Consider the following 15,561-nt stretch of genomic DNA (forward strand, 5'->3'; position numbering starts at 1 on the left):
TCGTGGAGGTGGAGTGGTGGGCATCGTGCTGGTGGAAGCTCTCGCGGCTCAGCCTGTCACTGCTCGAACAGGCTGTCGCCCGAGTTGAGCATCCCCTGAGCACATCCGCCGAACGGGTGAGGCACGCCGACCAATATCCTCTTCTCGGCGGCTACTGGGCCGATTTGGCAACTACTCAGTTCGGCTGTTCGTCCTGCACTATGAGGAAGCAGTGACGTGCGCGGGGGTGCCGCGCTACCGGGAGGTGGCGGATGTCCGTACAACCATGGGGCGAGCCCGGTTCCGGCTATCCGCCCGGCAAGCAGTCGGCGGGCGGCTGGCAGCCGGTGCCCGCGCCCGCGGTGTCGTCGCAGGCGGCGATGCGGGCGGGCCACGCGGACCGGGACCGGACGCTCGACGTGCTCAAGGCCGCGTTCGCCGAGGGGCGGCTCTCCGTCCAGGAGTACGAGCAGCGCCACGAGGCCGTGGCCGCGGCGCAGACCTACGGTCAGCTGGCCGTGCTGGTGGCCGACCTGCCCTCCGGGCCGATGACGGCGCCGCCGGCCGCCGCCGGCCCGCCGGTTCCGGCCACCTTCATGGCCGTCCCGCCGCCGGTGCAGGCCCGCCCCACCAACGTGCTCGCCGTGGTCTCCCTGGTGGCCAGTCTGGTCGGCCTCTCCGCGCCCGCCGTGATCACCGGCCACATCGCCCGTTCGGAGATCCGCCGCCGCAACATGGACGGCGACTGGGCGGCCGTCCTCGGCCTGGTCATCGGCTACCTGGGGTGCGCGTTCTGGACCCTGATGATCCTCGTCGGCTTCGCCTGAGGCCCACCCGGTCGGGTGATCCCACGGCGGTCGGCCGTTCTTCCCGATGGGGCCTTCCTCAGGCGGAGGACCTATGATGCCCGGGGCTGCCGCCGCGCACCCGGACGCAGTACGTTCTCCGTCACCGGCCGACGCCGAAGGGCCGGGCGGGCCGAGCGAGCGACCACGAGCTGAGGACCGTGCCAGTGACAGTCAGTGCCCAAGAGGCCTCCAGGATCCCGCCGATCGGAGGACGTTCGCTGATCCGGGGATCCGCGGGCCGCTCCGTGGCCCGGCTCCGGACGTCGGCTCCGGCACTGCTCGCGGGCGAGGCCGCGGTCTCCTTCCTGGCCGCCCTGGTGCTCCCGCTGATGGCGCGCGGCTTCCAGATGGACCCGCTGAACCGGATCGCCCAGGTGAGCGGTCTCGCCGCGGTGCAGCTGCGGTTCGCGGTCATCGGCTTCCTCCTGCTCGGCGCGGTCGTGCTCGCGATGCGCTTCCGCTCGGGCCGGCACTTCGGCCTGGCGTCGCGTTTCTCCTCGGCCGCCATCGCCGGTCTCGCCAGCGGCTTCGTGGCGGCCGGCGCGGTCATCGCGCTGCTCGGCACGCCCTGGCCGATGTTCGGCATGAACGGTGACAGCCAGCGCATCGTCGAGTGGGCCCACGCGGTGGTGAACGGTCAGCCCTCGGGCTCGCCGGTCTACCCGCCGGCGCCGCTCTACACCCTGGGCTTCTACGCGGAGCTGTTCCGCGGCGGCAACACCGCGTACGCCTTCAAGGACCTGCAGATCTTCGGCGCCGCCGCGTTCGGCCCGCTGGTCTACCTCTCGTGGCGCATGCTGCTCAGCCCGGTCCGCGCACTGGCCTTCGGCGTGCTGCCGGCCTTCGCCCTGATCGACGCCTACAAGCCGTACAGCCAGACCGTGCTGGTGGTCCTGGTGCCCGTGCTGGTCGCCGTGGTGGTGCACCTGCGCCGGAGCGGGACGGACGGCTGGCGGCTGCTGCTGCTGAAGGCGGGCGCCTTCGGGGCGTTGCTGGGCCTGATGTTCCTCACGTACTCCGGCTGGTTCCTGTGGAGCGCCCTCGGCGTGCTGGTCGCGGCGCTGATGTACTTCCCCTGGCACGAAGACCGGCGCAAGGGCCTGGCGTACCTCGGCACCACCGGGGTCGCCTTCCTGCTGGTCTGCGGCAGCTACCTGGTGACCATGCTGACGGAGGCCCCGGACACCAAGGACTCCAACTTCCGCTTCGACAACTTCACCGACCCGGCGTACTTCCTGATGTGGCGTACGGACATGCCGGGCAAGGTGGGGGACTGGCCGATCCCCGGCGAGTTCGGCGGCATGGACCTGTTCGCGGTGGTGATGTTCGTCGCACTGGGCGCCGCCCTCTGGCTGGGCATCCGCAAGCCGGTGATCGTCACCATCAGCTGCATGTTCGCGAGCGCCTGGGTGATGCGGATGTTCATCGCCTCGCACATGTACGAGACGCAGACGGTCCAGCTCTACACCCGGACCAACAACCAGCTGCTCTACTGCGGCCTGCTGCTCTGCGCCCTGCTCGCCCACCTGGTCTCGCTCCGGCTGGCCGAGCGCCGCCGGGCCGCGGAGGCCGCGGAGGCTGCCGGGACGGCCGGAACCGCCGGAACGGCCCTGCCGGGTCCGCAGGCGGCCGTGATCGGTACGCTGTTCGCTCTTCTCTTCCTGTTCGGTACGGTCTCCTCGTCGATGGCGGACCGCTACATGCCGGCGAAGGAGGACACCTACCGCATCCTGCCGTGGGTGTCGCACACCATGCAGAACCTCGACGGCACTTGCCCGAAGTTCGCGCCGGGTGGGCAGTGCTCCAAGACCGGTGACCAGTCATGGCTCAGCATGATCAAGTAACCAGTTCCCGCCCATGAGCCCGAACTGACCCCGAAGGCCCAATCCTGATGATGATCACCGCCGTCAAGAGCCTCGCCGACCGGCTCGTCTCCTCACCGAGGCGTCTGTGGGTCGTGGCGTTCGCGATCCTGTTCGCACTGAGTGGGGCCTGGGCGTTCGCTTCGCCGACCGGCGCCTCGCCGGACGAGCACGCACACCTGATCCGGGCGGCGGCCGTCGCCCGGGGCCAGGTCGAGGGACGGGAGGTCATGGTCCCGCACCTGGTGGGCGGCATCGAGGGCCAGTTCGCCGAGACAGGGGTCGAGCTCCCGCGCATCTACCAGGACCTCAAGGACGTCAACAGCTGCTACGTCTTCAAGCCCGAGCAGCCGGCCTCCTGCGCGCCCCGGCTCGTGGACCGGCCGGGGGAGACCCTGGTGACCACCGCGGCGGGCCGCTACCACCCGGCGTACTACTTCGCGGTGGGCTGGCCCAGCCTCCTGGTCCACGGGGCCAAGGCCTTCTACCTGATGCGCCTGATGTCGGCGCTGATCTGCTCCGCCCTGGTGGCGAGCGCGGTGGTCTCGGCGGCGGAGTGGCGGCGGCGCTCCTTCACCCTGCTCGGCGTGATCACCGCGGCCACGCCGATGGCGCTGTTCCTGTTCGGCGTGGTCAACCCGAGCGGTCCGGAGATCGCGGCGGGCATCCTGGTCTGGAGCGCCGGGCTGCCGATGCTGATGAGCCCGGACCCGCTCCTGCTGAACCGCCGGCTGGCGCGGCTGGGCATCGGCGCGCTGGTGCTGATCAGCATCCGCCCGCTGGGCCTGATCTGGTTCGCCGGGGCCCTGTTCTTCGCGCTGCTGCTGGGCCAGAAGGGGGCGGTGCGCGAGGTGCTCCGCCGCAAGGTGACCTGGCTCTGGGGCGGCCTGGCGGCGGCGGGGGCCCTCGCGGCCCTGGCCTGGTCGTCGAGCCACCCGGACAACTCGATCATCAACACCCCGAGCGACCTCACCCCGCTCGCCGCGGCCCGGAAGACCTTCGACTTCGGCCTGCTCTACATGAAGCAGATGATCGGCTACTTCGGCTGGCTGGACGCCGAGGCGCCGGCCGCGACGCTGCTGGTCTGGTGCGGTGTGGCGCTCGCGCTGGCGATGTTCGCGCTCTGCTACGCCCGGTTCCGCGACGCCCTGGCGATCGTCGGCGTGATGGCCGGCATCGTGGTGATACCGATAGCGGCACAGGCCATGCAGGCGCGCCAGCTGGGCATGATCTGGCAGGGCCGCTACCTGCTGCCGTTCGCCGTCGGACTGCCGATCCTGTGCGCCGCGATCTGCCACGAGCGGCTGCCCTGGGGCGGCTTCGCCTGGCGCCGGCTGCTGGTGATCGCCGGCTTCTCGCTGTCCCTGGTCAACGCCGCGGCCTTCCTCTGGGCGCTGCGCCGCAACACCGTCGGCAGCACCGGCCCGCTGCTGATCAACCCGGCCCACTGGTCCCCGCCCGGCACCTGGATGCTCTGGCTGGCCGTGTACACGCTGGCCGCGCTCGCGCTGGGGCTGTTCACGGCGGTGTCGGACAACCGGGAGCGCCCACTGCCGCAGTCGGCCGGGGCGGCCGGCGGCAGCGCCAGCCAGGACCCGCCCCGGCTCGCCGGGGCCCACGCGGAGGCGTAGGGTCGCGGTGCGGGGGCTGCCCGGTTGTGGTAGGGAGCCCCGCCCCGGCCCGGTTCCCGGCCCGCTTTCGGTGCAAGCCCCGCGACCTGCGGCGTTGCATTTGTTTTGACCGAGCCCGATGCGCTAGGTACGCTCTGACCTTGTGCCTGGGGTGTCCCCGGGTCCTTGTGCGTGCATGCACACCGGTCGCCGCGCCGAGCCGGAGCGCTTCCCAGCGCGCCGCGCGTAGAGCGCCGTCGCTGTACAGCAGCCATGGGATTCCGTGTCGTAACAAGCCCAACACACCCGACCGCGTGGGTCGACCACGGGGCCGTGTGCGAGGGAGACATCGCAGGTTAGTTCCACCAAGCCTTGGCACACAGAAAACGGAGAAACGGTGCCTACGATCCAGCAGCTGGTCCGAAAGGGCCGGCAGGACAAGGTCGAGAAGAACAAGACTCCCGCGCTGAAGGGTTCCCCGCAGCGCCGTGGGGTCTGCACGCGTGTGTACACGACCACCCCGAAGAAGCCGAACTCGGCTCTCCGCAAGGTCGCCCGTGTGCGCCTCACCAGCGGGATCGAGGTCACCGCTTACATCCCGGGCGAGGGCCACAACCTGCAGGAGCACTCCATCGTGCTGGTGCGCGGTGGTCGTGTGAAGGACCTTCCTGGTGTCCGCTACAAGATCATCCGCGGTTCGCTCGACACCCAGGGTGTCAAGAACCGCAAGCAGGCCCGCAGCCGCTACGGCGCCAAGAAGGAGAAGTAAGAATGCCTCGTAAGGGCCCCGCCCCGAAGCGCCCGGTCATCATCGACCCGGTTTACGGCTCCCCGGTCGTCACCCAGCTGGTCAACAAGATCCTGCTGCACGGCAAGCGCTCCACCGCCGAGCGGATCGTCTACGGCGCCCTCGAGGGCGTCCGTGAGAAGACCGGCTCGGACCCGGTCGTCACGCTGAAGCGTGCGCTGGAGAACGTCAAGCCGGCCCTCGAGGTCAAGTCCCGCCGTGTCGGTGGCGCGACCTACCAGGTTCCGGTCGAGGTCCGTCCGGGCCGCGCCAGCACCCTGGCGCTGCGCTGGATGGTCGGTTACTCCCGCGCCCGTCGCGAGAAGACCATGACCGAGCGCCTGATGAACGAGATCCTCGACGCCAGCAACGGCCTGGGCGCTTCCGTGAAGCGTCGTGAGGACACCCACAAGATGGCCGAGTCCAACAAGGCCTTCGCGCACTACCGCTGGTAGTCCCTACCCCGTCACTAGACAGAGAGAGAACGAGCCACCATGGCTGCAACCTCCCTTGACCTCGCCAGGGTCCGCAACATCGGGATCATGGCGCACATCGACGCGGGCAAGACCACCACCACCGAGCGGATCCTGTTCTACACCGGTGTCTCGTACAAGATCGGTGAGGTCCACGATGGCGCTGCCACCATGGACTGGATGGAGCAGGAGCAGGAGCGCGGCATCACGATCACGTCGGCCGCGACGACCTGTCACTGGACCGTTGACGACGTCGACAACACCATCAACATCATCGACACCCCGGGCCACGTCGACTTCACCGTCGAGGTGGAGCGTTCGCTGCGCGTCCTCGACGGTGCCGTGACGGTGTTCGACGGTGTCGCCGGTGTCGAGCCCCAGTCCGAGACCGTGTGGCGGCAGGCTGACCGCTACGGCGTCCCGCGCATCTGCTTCATCAACAAGCTGGACCGCACGGGCGCGAACTTCTTCTTCTGCGTCAAGACCATCGTGGACCGCCTCGGCGCCACCCCGCTGGTCATGCAGCTGCCGATCGGTGCCGAGTCGGACTTCCAGGGCGTTGTCGACCTGGTCCGCATGAAGGCGCTGGTCTGGTCCGCCGAGGCCGCCAAGGGCGAGATGTACGACGTCGTCGACATCCCGGCCGACCTGCAGGAGCAGGCCGAGGAGTACCGCGAGGCGCTCATCGACACGGTCTCGAACGTCAGCGACGAGATCATGGAGCTCGCCCTGGAGGGCGAGGAGATCCCGGTCGAGCTGCTGCAGGACGCGATCCGCAAGGGCACCCTGAACTCGGACTTCACCCCGATCTTCTGTGGTACCGCCTTCAAGAACAAGGGCGTTCAGCCCCTGCTCGACGCGGTCGTCAAGTACCTGCCGTCGCCGCTGGACATCGAGTCCATCGAGGGCACCAAGCCCGGCGACGACACGGTCAAGATCTCCCGCAAGGCCTCGGACGACGAGCCGCTCGCCGCGCTCGCGTTCAAGATCATGTCGGACCCGCACCTCGGCAAGCTCACCTTCGTCCGGGTCTACTCGGGCCGCCTGGAGTCCGGCACCTCGGTGCTGAACGCCGTCAAGGGCAAGAAGGAGCGCATCGGCAAGATCTACCGCATGCACGCGAACAAGCGTGAGGAGATCGACTCGGTGGGCGCCGGCGACATCATCGCCGTCATGGGCCTGAAGCAGACCACCACCGGTGAGACGCTGTCCGACGAGAAGAACCCGGTCATCCTGGAGTCCATGGACTTCCCGGCCCCGGTCATCCGCGTCGCGATCGAGCCCAAGTCCAAGGGTGACCAGGAGAAGCTGGGTGTTGCCATCCAGCGTCTCGCCGAGGAGGACCCGTCCTTCCAGGTCAACACGGACGAGGAGACCGGCCAGACCATCATCGCGGGTATGGGCGAGCTGCACCTCGAGGTGCTGGTCGACCGTATGCGCCGTGAGTTCAAGGTCGAGGCCAACGTCGGCAAGCCGCAGGTCGCGTACCGCGAGACCATCCGCCAGGCGGTCGAGCGCATCGACTACACCCACAAGAAGCAGACCGGTGGTTCCGGTCAGTTCGCCAAGGTGCAGATCGCGATCGAGCCGCTCGAGCAGGCCGAGGGCTACGAGTTCGTCAACAAGGTCACCGGTGGCCGCGTTCCGCGCGAGTACATCCCGTCGGTCGACGCCGGCTGCCAGGAGGCCATGGAGTTCGGCATCCTCGCGGGCTACCCGCTGCAGGGTGTCCGCGTGAGCCTGCTCGACGGTCAGGCGCACGACGTCGACTCCTCCGAGCTCGCGTTCAAGATCGCCGGTTCGATGGCGTTCAAGGAAGGCGCGCGGAAGGCCAAGCCGGTCCTCCTCGAGCCGATGATGGCCGTCGAGGTCACCACGCCCGAGGACTACATGGGCGACGTGATCGGCGACATCAACTCTCGCCGTGGCCAGATCCGGTCCATGGACGAGCGTCACGGTGCCCGCGTCGTCACGGCGCTGGTGCCCCTCTCCGAGATGTTCGGCTACGTCGGTGACCTGCGCAGCAAGACCTCTGGTCGCGCGAGCTACTCGATGCAGTTCGACTCGTACGCCGAGGTTCCGAAGAACGTGGCGGACGACATCATCGCCAAGGCCAAGGGCGAGTGACGTCCCGATAATCGGGACGATAGCGAAGCCTTAGGCTATTCGGAGGCAACCCGGGAGGATCCGGTCGGATCCTCCCGGGAGCCTCCGGCCCCCCACCAGCGGGACGGCACGGGATGTCCTCCGGACAACCCGCACCAAAACCGATCAAAGACCAACTGGCGTCAGCACGGCGTACAGGAACTGTCCTCAGGAGGACTCAGTGGCGAAGGCGAAGTTCGAGCGGACGAAGCCCCACGTCAACATCGGCACCATCGGTCACATCGACCACGGTAAGACCACGCTGACCGCGGCCATCACCAAGGTGCTGCACGACGCGTACCCGGAGATCAACCCCTTCACGCCGTTCGACCAGATCGACAAGGCGCCGGAGGAGCGGCAGCGCGGTATCACCATCTCCATCGCGCACGTCGAGTACCAGACCGAGGCGCGCCACTACGCCCACGTCGACTGCCCGGGTCACGCCGACTACATCAAGAACATGATCACCGGTGCTGCCCAGATGGACGGCGCCATCCTCGTGGTCGCCGCCACCGACGGCCCGATGCCGCAGACCAAGGAGCACGTCCTCCTGGCCCGCCAGGTCGGCGTTCCGTACATCGTCGTCGCCCTGAACAAGGCCGACATGGTGGACGACGAGGAGATCCTGGAGCTCGTCGAGCTCGAGGTCCGCGAGCTGCTCTCCGAGTACGAGTTCCCGGGCGACGACCTGCCGGTCGTCCGCGTCTCCGCGCTGAAGGCGCTGGAGGGCGACAAGGAGTGGGGCGAGAAGCTCCTCGGCCTGATGCACGCGGTCGACGAGGCCATCCCGACCCCGGCCCGCGCCGTGGACCAGCCGTTCCTGATGCCGATCGAGGACGTCTTCACGATCACCGGTCGTGGCACCGTCGTCACCGGTCGTATCGAGCGTGGCATCCTCAAGGTCAACGAGACTGTCGACATCATCGGCATCAAGGAGACCAAGACCACCACCACGGTCACCGGCATCGAGATGTTCCGCAAGCTGCTCGACGAGGGCCAGGCCGGTGAGAACGTCGGTCTGCTGCTCCGTGGCATCAAGCGCGAGGACGTCGAGCGCGGCCAGGTCATCATCAAGCCGGGTTCGGTTACCCCGCACACCGACTTCGAGGCCCAGTCCTACATCCTGTCGAAGGACGAGGGTGGCCGCCACACCCCGTTCTTCAACAACTACCGCCCGCAGTTCTACTTCCGTACCACGGACGTGACCGGCGTCGTGACCCTCCCCGAGGGCACCGAGATGGTCATGCCGGGCGACAACACCGCCATGACCGTCGCGCTGATCCAGCCGATCGCCATGGAGGAGGGCCTGAAGTTCGCCATCCGTGAGGGTGGCCGCACCGTCGGCGCCGGCCAGGTCACCAAGATCATCAAGTAGTCTGACGGTCTGACCTGCCTGCCTCGTACAGGCTCAGTCCGAAGGGCCCCGCGCACCGCACGGTGCGCGGGGCCCTTCGGCGTCTCATCAGCGGTTCACCGGAGCGCGCCTCCTTTCAGCGGCCGCTCATCGCAGACTGTTATGGTCGGGCGACATCCAGCCCGGCCGTCGTGGAAAGTGGGACCAACGCATGTCAACGGCACCGCTGTTGTCGGTCGTGATGCCTATCTACAACGAGCAGGAGGCGCTCCCGCTGACCGTCGAACGGCTGCGGCCGATCCTCGACGGGCTCGACGTGAGCTACGAGGTGGTCGGCGTCGACGACGGCAGCACCGATGTCACCCCGGTGCTGATGCAGAAGATCCGCCAGGACTGGCCGGAGTTCCGCATCGTCCGCTTCGCCCGCAACTCCGGGCACCAGGCCGCCCTCACCGCCGGCCTCCACCGCGCCTTCGGCGACTACGTGGTCTCCATCGACGCCGACCTCCAGGACCCGCCGGAGAAGATCCCCGAGATGCTGGCGCTCGCCCGCGAGCAGAACCTGGACATCGTCTACGGGGTGCGCGGCGACCGCGGCACCGACACCTTCTTCAAGCGGCACACCGCCGGCGGGTACTACCGGCTGATGCGCCGACTGGTCGGCAAGCGGATGCCCAGCCAGGCCGGCGACTTCCGGCTGCTGAGCCGGGCGGCCGTGGACGCGCTCAAGGCGATGCCCGAGCACCAGCCGGTCTACCGGCTGCTGGTGCCCTGGCTGGGCTTCCCCAGCGGCGAGGTGGTCTACGTGCGCGAGGAGCGGATCGCGGGGACCAGTCACTACCCGCTGTCCAAGATGGTCCGGCTCGCGTTCGACAGCGTCACCAACTTCTCCGCCGCCCCGCTGCGGCTGGCCACCTGGCTCGGGCTGTTCAGCTTCCTGGTCTGCATCCTGCTGGCGCTCTACACCACGGTCGCGTACGCCGTCGGCTCCACCGTGCCCGGCTGGTCCTCGCTGTTCATAGGGATGCTCTTCATCGGCGCCGTGCAGCTGGTCTGCGTCGGCCTGCTGGGCGAGTACGTCGGCCGGATCTACTCGGCGGTCCAGGCGCGGCCCGCGTACTTCGTCGGCTACGACTCGGCCGAGGAGCCGGACCGGTACGGTGCGGGCGCGTGAACGAGAGCCTCCCCACGGCCCGGGACGAGCGCGAGGAGCCCGCCGAGGCACCCCGGCCGGTCCGCCGGCTGCTGCCGTCCTTCCTGGTGATCGGGGTGCTGAGCACCGTCTTCTGCCTGGCGCTGTTCGTGCTGCTGCGGCTGGTGACCTCGCCGCAGGTGGCCAACCTGATCGCGCTGGCGGTCAGCGCGGTGGCCAACACCGCGGCCAACCGCCGCTTCACCTTCGGCATCACCGGCTCGGACGGCGCGGTGCGCCACCAACTGCAGGGCGCGGTCGCGTTCCTGATCGGGCTGGGCCTGTCCAGCGGCGCCCTGGCGCTGCTGGACGTGGCGGTGCCGCACGCCTCCCGGACGGTCGAGGTGGCCGGGCTGGTGGTGGCCAACGGCCTCGCCACGGTGGTCCGGTTCGTGCTGGCCAAGGTGTGGGTCTTCCGGACGCCCTGAGCCGGCGCGGGGGAGACGACGACGGAGGGGGCGCGTGCCGTGGCACGCGCCCCCTCCGTGTGGGCCGGGCTGCGCTACTGCTGCTTCAGCGAGTCCGTGTAGGCCTTGCAGGCCTGGTAGTCCGGCAGCAGGCCGTCGGCGAGCGCCTCCGCGAGGGAGGGCGCCACCGCGTCGCGGGCCGAGAGCTGCGGGGCGTCGGTCGGCCACTCGATGCCGAGATCCGGGTCCAGCGGGTGCACGCCGTGCTCGCCGGTCGGGTTGTACGTCGCCGAGCAGAGGTAGGTCAGCGTGGCGTCGTCGGTGAGGGCGCAGAAGCCGTGGCCGAGGCCCTCCGGGATGTAGACGGCCTTGCGCTCGGTGTCGTCCAGCCGGACGAACTCCCACTTGCCGAAGTTCGGCGAGCCGACCCGCAGGTCGACGATGACGTCCAGCACCGCGCCGCGGGTGCAGGCCACGTACTTGGCCTGGCCGGGCGGGACGTCGGCGAAGTGGATGCCGCGGACGACGTCCTTGGCGGAGAGCGACAGGTTGGCCTGGGCCAGGTTCAGCGGGTGGCCGACGACCTCGGCGAGGCGGTCGAAGCGGTACCACTCGGTGAAGTGGCCGCGGGCGTCGCCGTGCACCTGAGGGGTGATCTCGAAGGCGCCCTCGATGGAGAGCTCACGGAACTTCACTTGGCGGCCGCCTCTTCGAGCAGGCCCACCAGGTACTGGCCGTAGCCGCTCTTCAGCAGCGGCTCGGCGAGCTCGCGCAGCTGGGCGTCGTCGATCAGCCCGGCCCGCCAGACGGCCTCCTCGATGCAGCCGATCTTGAAGCCCTGGCGCTCCTCGATGACCCGGACGAACTCCGAGGCCTGGACCATCGACACGAACGTGCCGGTGTCCAGCCAGGCGGTGCCGCGGTCGAGGATCGTCACGTGCAGGTCGCCGGTGCGCAGGTAGGCGTCGTTGACGGCGGTGATCTCCAGCTCGCCGCGGGCGCTCGGCTCCAGCGTGCGGGCGATCTCGACGACCCGGTTGTCGTAGAAGTACAGGCCGGGGACGGCGTAACGGGACTTGGGCTCGGTCGGCTTCTCCTCGATGGAGATGACCTGGCCGGTCCCGTCGAACTCGACCACGCCGTACGCGGTCGGGTCGGCCACGGGGTACGCGAAGACCCGGCCGCCCTTGATGTCGGAGTGCTCGGTGAGCGCGGTGCCCAGGCCGGTGCCGTGGAAGATGTTGTCGCCGAGGATCAGGGCCACCGGCTCGTCGCCGATGAAGTCCGCGCCGAGCACGAAGGCCTGGGCGATGCCCTCGGGCTTCTCCTGGACGGCGTACTGGAGCTTCAGGCCGAACTGGGAACCGTCGCCCAGCAGTCGTTCGAACTGGTCCCGGTCGTTCGGGGTGGTGATGATCAGGATTTCGCTTATCCCGGCCATCACCAGGGTCGAGAGGGGGTAGTAGATCATCGGCTTGTCGAAGACCGGGAGGAGCTGCTTCGACACCGCACGGGTCAGGGGCCACAGCCGCGAGCCGGTGCCGCCGGCCAGGAGGATTCCACGCATGGGTGCACCCTATTCGAGATCGGTGAACGCGGGAGGGGCCGGGTCGGGAGGGCGTTCGGGCGGCGGTAGACTACGCGCATTATGCGCATCCTCGTGACCGGCGGCGCCGGATTCATCGGTTCGGAGTTCGTCCGTCAGCTCCTCGGGGCTGACGAGAATGCCCGGATCACGGTCTTTGACAAGCTCACCTACTCGGGCGTCCTGGAGAACCTCGCTCCGGTGGCCGACCACAAGGGCTACACCTTCGTCCAGGGCGACATCTGCGACGCGGACGCCGTCGACCAGGTCATGCCTGGACACGACGTGGTGGTGCACTTCGCCGCCGAGTCCCACGTGGACCGTTCGATCGCCGGCGCGGGCCCGTTCGTGCTGACCAACGTCGTCGGCACCCAGGTGCTGCTCGACGCGGCCCGCAAGCACGGCGTCGGCCGCTTCGTCCACATCTCCACCGACGAGGTGTACGGCTCGATCAACGAGGGCTCCTGGACCGAGACCTGGCCGCTCGAGCCGAACTCCCCGTACTCGGCCTCCAAGGCCTCCTCCGACCTGCTGGCGCTGGCCTACCACCGCACCCACGGCATGGACGTCGTGGTGACCCGCTGCTCCAACAACTACGGGCACTACCAGTTCCCGGAGAAGGTCATCCCGCTGTTCACCACCAACCTGATCGACGGCAAGAAGGTGCCGCTGTACGGCGACGGTGGCAACGTCCGCGACTGGCTGCACGTCTCGGACCACTGCCGGGGCATCGAGCTGGTCATGCGCGGCGGCCGCGCGGGCGAGGTCTACAACATCGGCGGCGGCACCGAGGCGACCAACAAGGAGCTGACCGGCCTGCTGCTGGAGGCCGCCGGCGCCGGCTGGGACATGGTCGAGCACGTCGCGGACCGCAAGGGCCACGACCTCCGCTACTCGATCGACATCAGCAAGATCCGCGAGGAGCTCGGCTACGAGCCGCAGGTCCGCTTCGAGGACGGCCTCGCCGCGACCATCGCCTGGTACCGCGAGAACCGCGCCTGGTGGGAGCCGCTGAAGCAGAAGGCGGCCCTGGCCAAGTGACCGCGAACGCCGCCGCGCCCGTGCGCTGGCTGGTCACCGGCGCGGCCGGGATGCTCGGGCAGGACCTGCTGTCGGTGCTGGGCGCCGACGGGACCGCCGAGATCACCGCGCTGCGCCGGGCGGACCTCGACATCACCGACGCGGCGGCCGTCCTGGCCGCCGTCGAGGGCCACGACATCGTGGTCAACTGCGCCGCGTGGACGAACGTCGATGGTGCGGAGACCGAGGAGGCAGCCGCCACCGCCGTCAACGGCACCGGCGTGCGCCACCTGGCCGCGGCCTGCGCCAGTACCGACGCGCGGCTGCTGCACGTCTCCACCGACTACGTCCTGCCGGGCGACGCCACCGAGCCCTGCCCGGAGGACGCCCCGACCGCTCCGGTGAACGCGTACGGCCGCAGCAAGCTGGTGGGGGAGCAGGCGGTCGCCGAACTCCTCCCCGAGCACGGCTACATCGTGCGCACCGCCTGGCTGTACGGCGAGCACGGCCCGAACTTCGTGGCCACCATGCTCAAGCTCGCCGCCCAGCGGGACACCCTGGACGTGGTGGACGACCAGCACGGCCAGCCGACCTGGTCGTACGCGCTGGCCGGCCGCCTGGTCGAGCTCGGCCGGGCCGCGCTCGCCGGGCAGGCCCCGGCCGGGGTCTACCACGGCACCGCGAGCGGCCGCACCACCTGGTGCGGACTGGCCGGCGAGACCTACGCGCTGAGCGGACTGGACCGGGAGCGGATCCGTCCGACCACGTCGGAGGCCTTCGTCCGCCCGGCCGCCCGCCCCGCCTTCAGCGTGCTGGCCCACGACCGCTGGGCCGCCGCCGGACTGGCGCCGCTGCCCGAGTGGCGGGCCATGCTGGCCGAGGCGCTGTCCCGGCCCGTCTTCGCCGAACTGGCCGCAACGGCCCGGAGCACCGAGAGCGACAGACCTCAGTGAAGAACGCGCTGACGAAGGTGGCTGCCGCGCTACCGCCGGGAACCCTGGCGGTGGCCGGCGGCACCGTCGTCCTGGGTGCCGCCTCCTACATCCACCTCGGGGTGGCGGGCCACAGCCTGTCCGTCGACGACATGGCGAACGTCTCGCTGCTGTGGACGATCGTGATGTCCGTCGGCATCGGCGTCTTCTTCCCGATCGAGCAGGAGCTCACCCGGATCGTCGCGGCGCGCGCGGCGCTCGGCCACGGTGCCGCGCCGGTCCTGCGCCGGGCGGCCCTGCTCACCGGCGGGATCCTCGGGGCGACCCTGATCGTCCTCGGCGCCGCCTCCGGCCCGATCGCCCGGTCGATGTTCCACGGCGACCGCTCGCTGGTGCTGGCGCTCGGCGGGGCCTTCACCGGCATGGCCGTCTGCTACCTCACCCGTGGCGTGCTGGCCGGCCTCGGCCGCTTCGGCGCGTACGGCACCCAGCTCGGCCTGGACGGCGGCCTGCGGATCGGCCTGGCCTTCGCCTGCGGCGTGGCCGGGGTGCACTCGGCGCTCGCGTTCAGCCTGATCCTGGCCGTCGCGCCGATCCTCGCCACGATCGCCACGCTGCCGCCGCTGCTGCGCGCGGTGAAGCCCGGCGAGCAGGTCGGCTGGTCCGAACTCTGCTCCGGGCTGGGCCTGCTGATCTGCTCGACGCTGCTCTCGCAGGTCGTGGTGAACGCGGCCGTGGTGAGCACCAAGCTGCTCGCGCCCTCGGACTCCGCGCTGATCGCCGCCCTGCTCAACGCGCTGGTGCTGGCCCGGGTGCCGCTGTTCGTCTTCGGTTCGCTCCAGGCCTCGCTGCTGAACGGCCTCTCCGCCGCGATCGCGGTCGGGGACCGGGCGGCCTTCGCCGGGATGCTCAAGAAGATCGGCGTCGTGGTGGGCGCGCTCGGCGTGCTCGGCGGGATCCCGGCGGTCGCCCTCGGCCCGTGGCTGATCCAGGTGCTGTTCGGCGCCAAGCCGGTGCTCGGCTGCCTCGACTTCTTCTGGTTGTCCGCCGGAACCGTGGCGTACATGTTCGCGATGGTGCTGGGCCAGGCGCTGATGGTATTCAAGCGGCACAACCTTCAGCTGCTCTGCTGGGCGCTCGGCACCGCGGTCCTCGCCGGGGTGACCTTCCTGCCGGGCGAGGTGTCCACCCGCGTGATCCTTGCGTACACGGCGGGTTCCGTGGCCACCGTCCTCGGTATGCTGGCGGTGCTGAGGCAGAGTTTCGCCCGTTCGGCGACGAATTCCGCCGGCCTCGTCCAGCAGCCGGGGGACCCGAACGCCGCGGTGCTGAGCAGCCGGACGGCCGGTGAATGACCGTGTCCGCCC

Annotated in this window: 14 protein-coding genes; 12 read left to right on the plus strand and 2 right to left on the minus strand. The window is 69.6% G+C overall.

The genetic code is table 11. From position 1 onward, the window contains the following. Window positions 1-251: 251 nt before the first annotated feature. From ACFVVA_RS06450 to ACFVVA_RS06490, 9 genes are all read left to right on the plus strand, one after another. Complete coding sequence (locus tag ACFVVA_RS06450; protein ID WP_387686269.1) at window positions 252-806, plus strand: DUF1707 and DUF4190 domain-containing protein; 555 nt, start codon at window positions 252-254, stop codon at window positions 804-806. Window positions 807-1,072: 266 nt separating this feature from the next. Next, on the plus strand, window positions 1,073-2,671 hold the full coding sequence (locus ACFVVA_RS06455) for a hypothetical protein (RefSeq protein WP_387686272.1): 1,599 nt from the start codon (window positions 1,073-1,075) through the stop codon (window positions 2,669-2,671). A gap of 47 nt (window positions 2,672-2,718) precedes the next feature. After that, window positions 2,719-4,320, plus strand: coding sequence for a DUF2142 domain-containing protein (locus ACFVVA_RS06460; RefSeq protein ID WP_387686275.1), 1,602 nt, complete (start codon window positions 2,719-2,721; stop codon window positions 4,318-4,320). Window positions 4,321-4,696: 376 nt separating this feature from the next. Further along, complete coding sequence (rpsL, locus tag ACFVVA_RS06465) at window positions 4,697-5,068, plus strand: 30S ribosomal protein S12 (protein ID WP_014144289.1); 372 nt, start codon at window positions 4,697-4,699, stop codon at window positions 5,066-5,068. Window positions 5,069-5,070: 2 nt separating this feature from the next. Beyond that, window positions 5,071-5,541, plus strand: coding sequence for a 30S ribosomal protein S7 (rpsG, locus tag ACFVVA_RS06470; RefSeq protein WP_030055803.1), 471 nt, complete (start codon window positions 5,071-5,073; stop codon window positions 5,539-5,541). A gap of 39 nt (window positions 5,542-5,580) precedes the next feature. Further along, on the plus strand, window positions 5,581-7,686 hold the full coding sequence (fusA, locus tag ACFVVA_RS06475) for an elongation factor G (RefSeq protein ID WP_359897523.1): 2,106 nt from the start codon (window positions 5,581-5,583) through the stop codon (window positions 7,684-7,686). 199 nt (window positions 7,687-7,885) lie between these two features. Next, on the plus strand, window positions 7,886-9,079 hold the full coding sequence (tuf, locus tag ACFVVA_RS06480; protein WP_359897522.1) for an elongation factor Tu: 1,194 nt from the start codon (window positions 7,886-7,888) through the stop codon (window positions 9,077-9,079). 220 nt (window positions 9,080-9,299) lie between these two features. Beyond that, window positions 9,300-10,232, plus strand: a complete 933-nt coding sequence (locus ACFVVA_RS06485; RefSeq protein WP_387686279.1) for a glycosyltransferase family 2 protein — start codon at window positions 9,300-9,302, stop codon at window positions 10,230-10,232. Beyond that, window positions 10,229-10,678: a GtrA family protein gene (locus ACFVVA_RS06490; protein WP_359897520.1), complete on the plus strand. Its 450-nt coding sequence runs from the start codon at window positions 10,229-10,231 to the stop codon at window positions 10,676-10,678. Before ACFVVA_RS06485 ends, ACFVVA_RS06490 begins: the two co-directional genes overlap by 4 nt. Before the next feature lie 74 nt (window positions 10,679-10,752). On the opposite strand, the gene rfbC is transcribed toward ACFVVA_RS06490, so the two are convergent. Continuing rightward, window positions 10,753-11,352: a dTDP-4-dehydrorhamnose 3,5-epimerase gene (gene rfbC, locus ACFVVA_RS06495; RefSeq protein ID WP_359897519.1), complete on the minus strand. Its 600-nt coding sequence runs from the start codon at window positions 11,350-11,352 to the stop codon at window positions 10,753-10,755. Beyond that, window positions 11,349-12,224 (minus strand): glucose-1-phosphate thymidylyltransferase RfbA, encoded by an 876-nt coding sequence (rfbA, locus tag ACFVVA_RS06500; RefSeq protein WP_359897518.1) that lies wholly within the window; start codon window positions 12,222-12,224, stop codon window positions 11,349-11,351. The genes rfbC and rfbA overlap by 4 nt, the downstream gene beginning before the upstream one ends. Before the next feature lie 81 nt (window positions 12,225-12,305). On the opposite strand from rfbA, the gene rfbB reads away from it, so the two are divergent. Genes rfbB through ACFVVA_RS06515 form a run of 3 tightly spaced genes read left to right on the plus strand, consistent with a single transcriptional unit; the run spans window position 12,306 to window position 15,549 of the window. After that, a complete protein-coding gene (gene rfbB, locus ACFVVA_RS06505) occupies window positions 12,306-13,283 on the plus strand; it encodes a dTDP-glucose 4,6-dehydratase (protein ID WP_359897517.1) in 978 nt (325 codons plus the stop codon). Next, a complete protein-coding gene (gene rfbD / locus ACFVVA_RS06510) occupies window positions 13,280-14,215 on the plus strand; it encodes a dTDP-4-dehydrorhamnose reductase (RefSeq protein WP_387686282.1) in 936 nt (311 codons plus the stop codon). The genes rfbB and rfbD overlap by 4 nt, the downstream gene beginning before the upstream one ends. Window positions 14,216-14,232: 17 nt before the next feature. Then, window positions 14,233-15,549 (plus strand): lipopolysaccharide biosynthesis protein, encoded by a 1,317-nt coding sequence (locus ACFVVA_RS06515; protein ID WP_387686284.1) that lies wholly within the window; start codon window positions 14,233-14,235, stop codon window positions 15,547-15,549. The last annotated feature ends 12 nt before the right edge of the window (window positions 15,550-15,561 follow it).

This window comes from Kitasatospora sp. NPDC058048 (genome assembly GCF_042885555.1).
GTDB classification, from domain to species: Bacteria; Actinomycetota; Actinomycetes; order Streptomycetales; family Streptomycetaceae; genus Kitasatospora; species Kitasatospora lactacystinica.

Coding starts and splice junctions, on each gene's coding strand:
- ACFVVA_RS06450 (WP_387686269.1), top strand. CDS start 252: ATGTCCGTACAACCATGGGGCGAGCCCGGTTCCGGCTATCCGCCCGGC.
- ACFVVA_RS06460 (WP_387686275.1), top strand. CDS start 2,719: ATGATGATCACCGCCGTCAAGAGCCTCGCCGACCGGCTCGTCTCCTCA.
- rpsG (WP_030055803.1), top strand. CDS start 5,071: ATGCCTCGTAAGGGCCCCGCCCCGAAGCGCCCGGTCATCATCGACCCG.
- fusA (WP_359897523.1), top strand. CDS start 5,581: ATGGCTGCAACCTCCCTTGACCTCGCCAGGGTCCGCAACATCGGGATC.
- ACFVVA_RS06485 (WP_387686279.1), top strand. CDS start 9,300: ATGCCTATCTACAACGAGCAGGAGGCGCTCCCGCTGACCGTCGAACGG.
- rfbA (WP_359897518.1), bottom strand. CDS start 12,224: ATGCGTGGAATCCTCCTGGCCGGCGGCACCGGCTCGCGGCTGTGGCCC.
- rfbB (WP_359897517.1), top strand. CDS start 12,306: ATGCGCATCCTCGTGACCGGCGGCGCCGGATTCATCGGTTCGGAGTTC.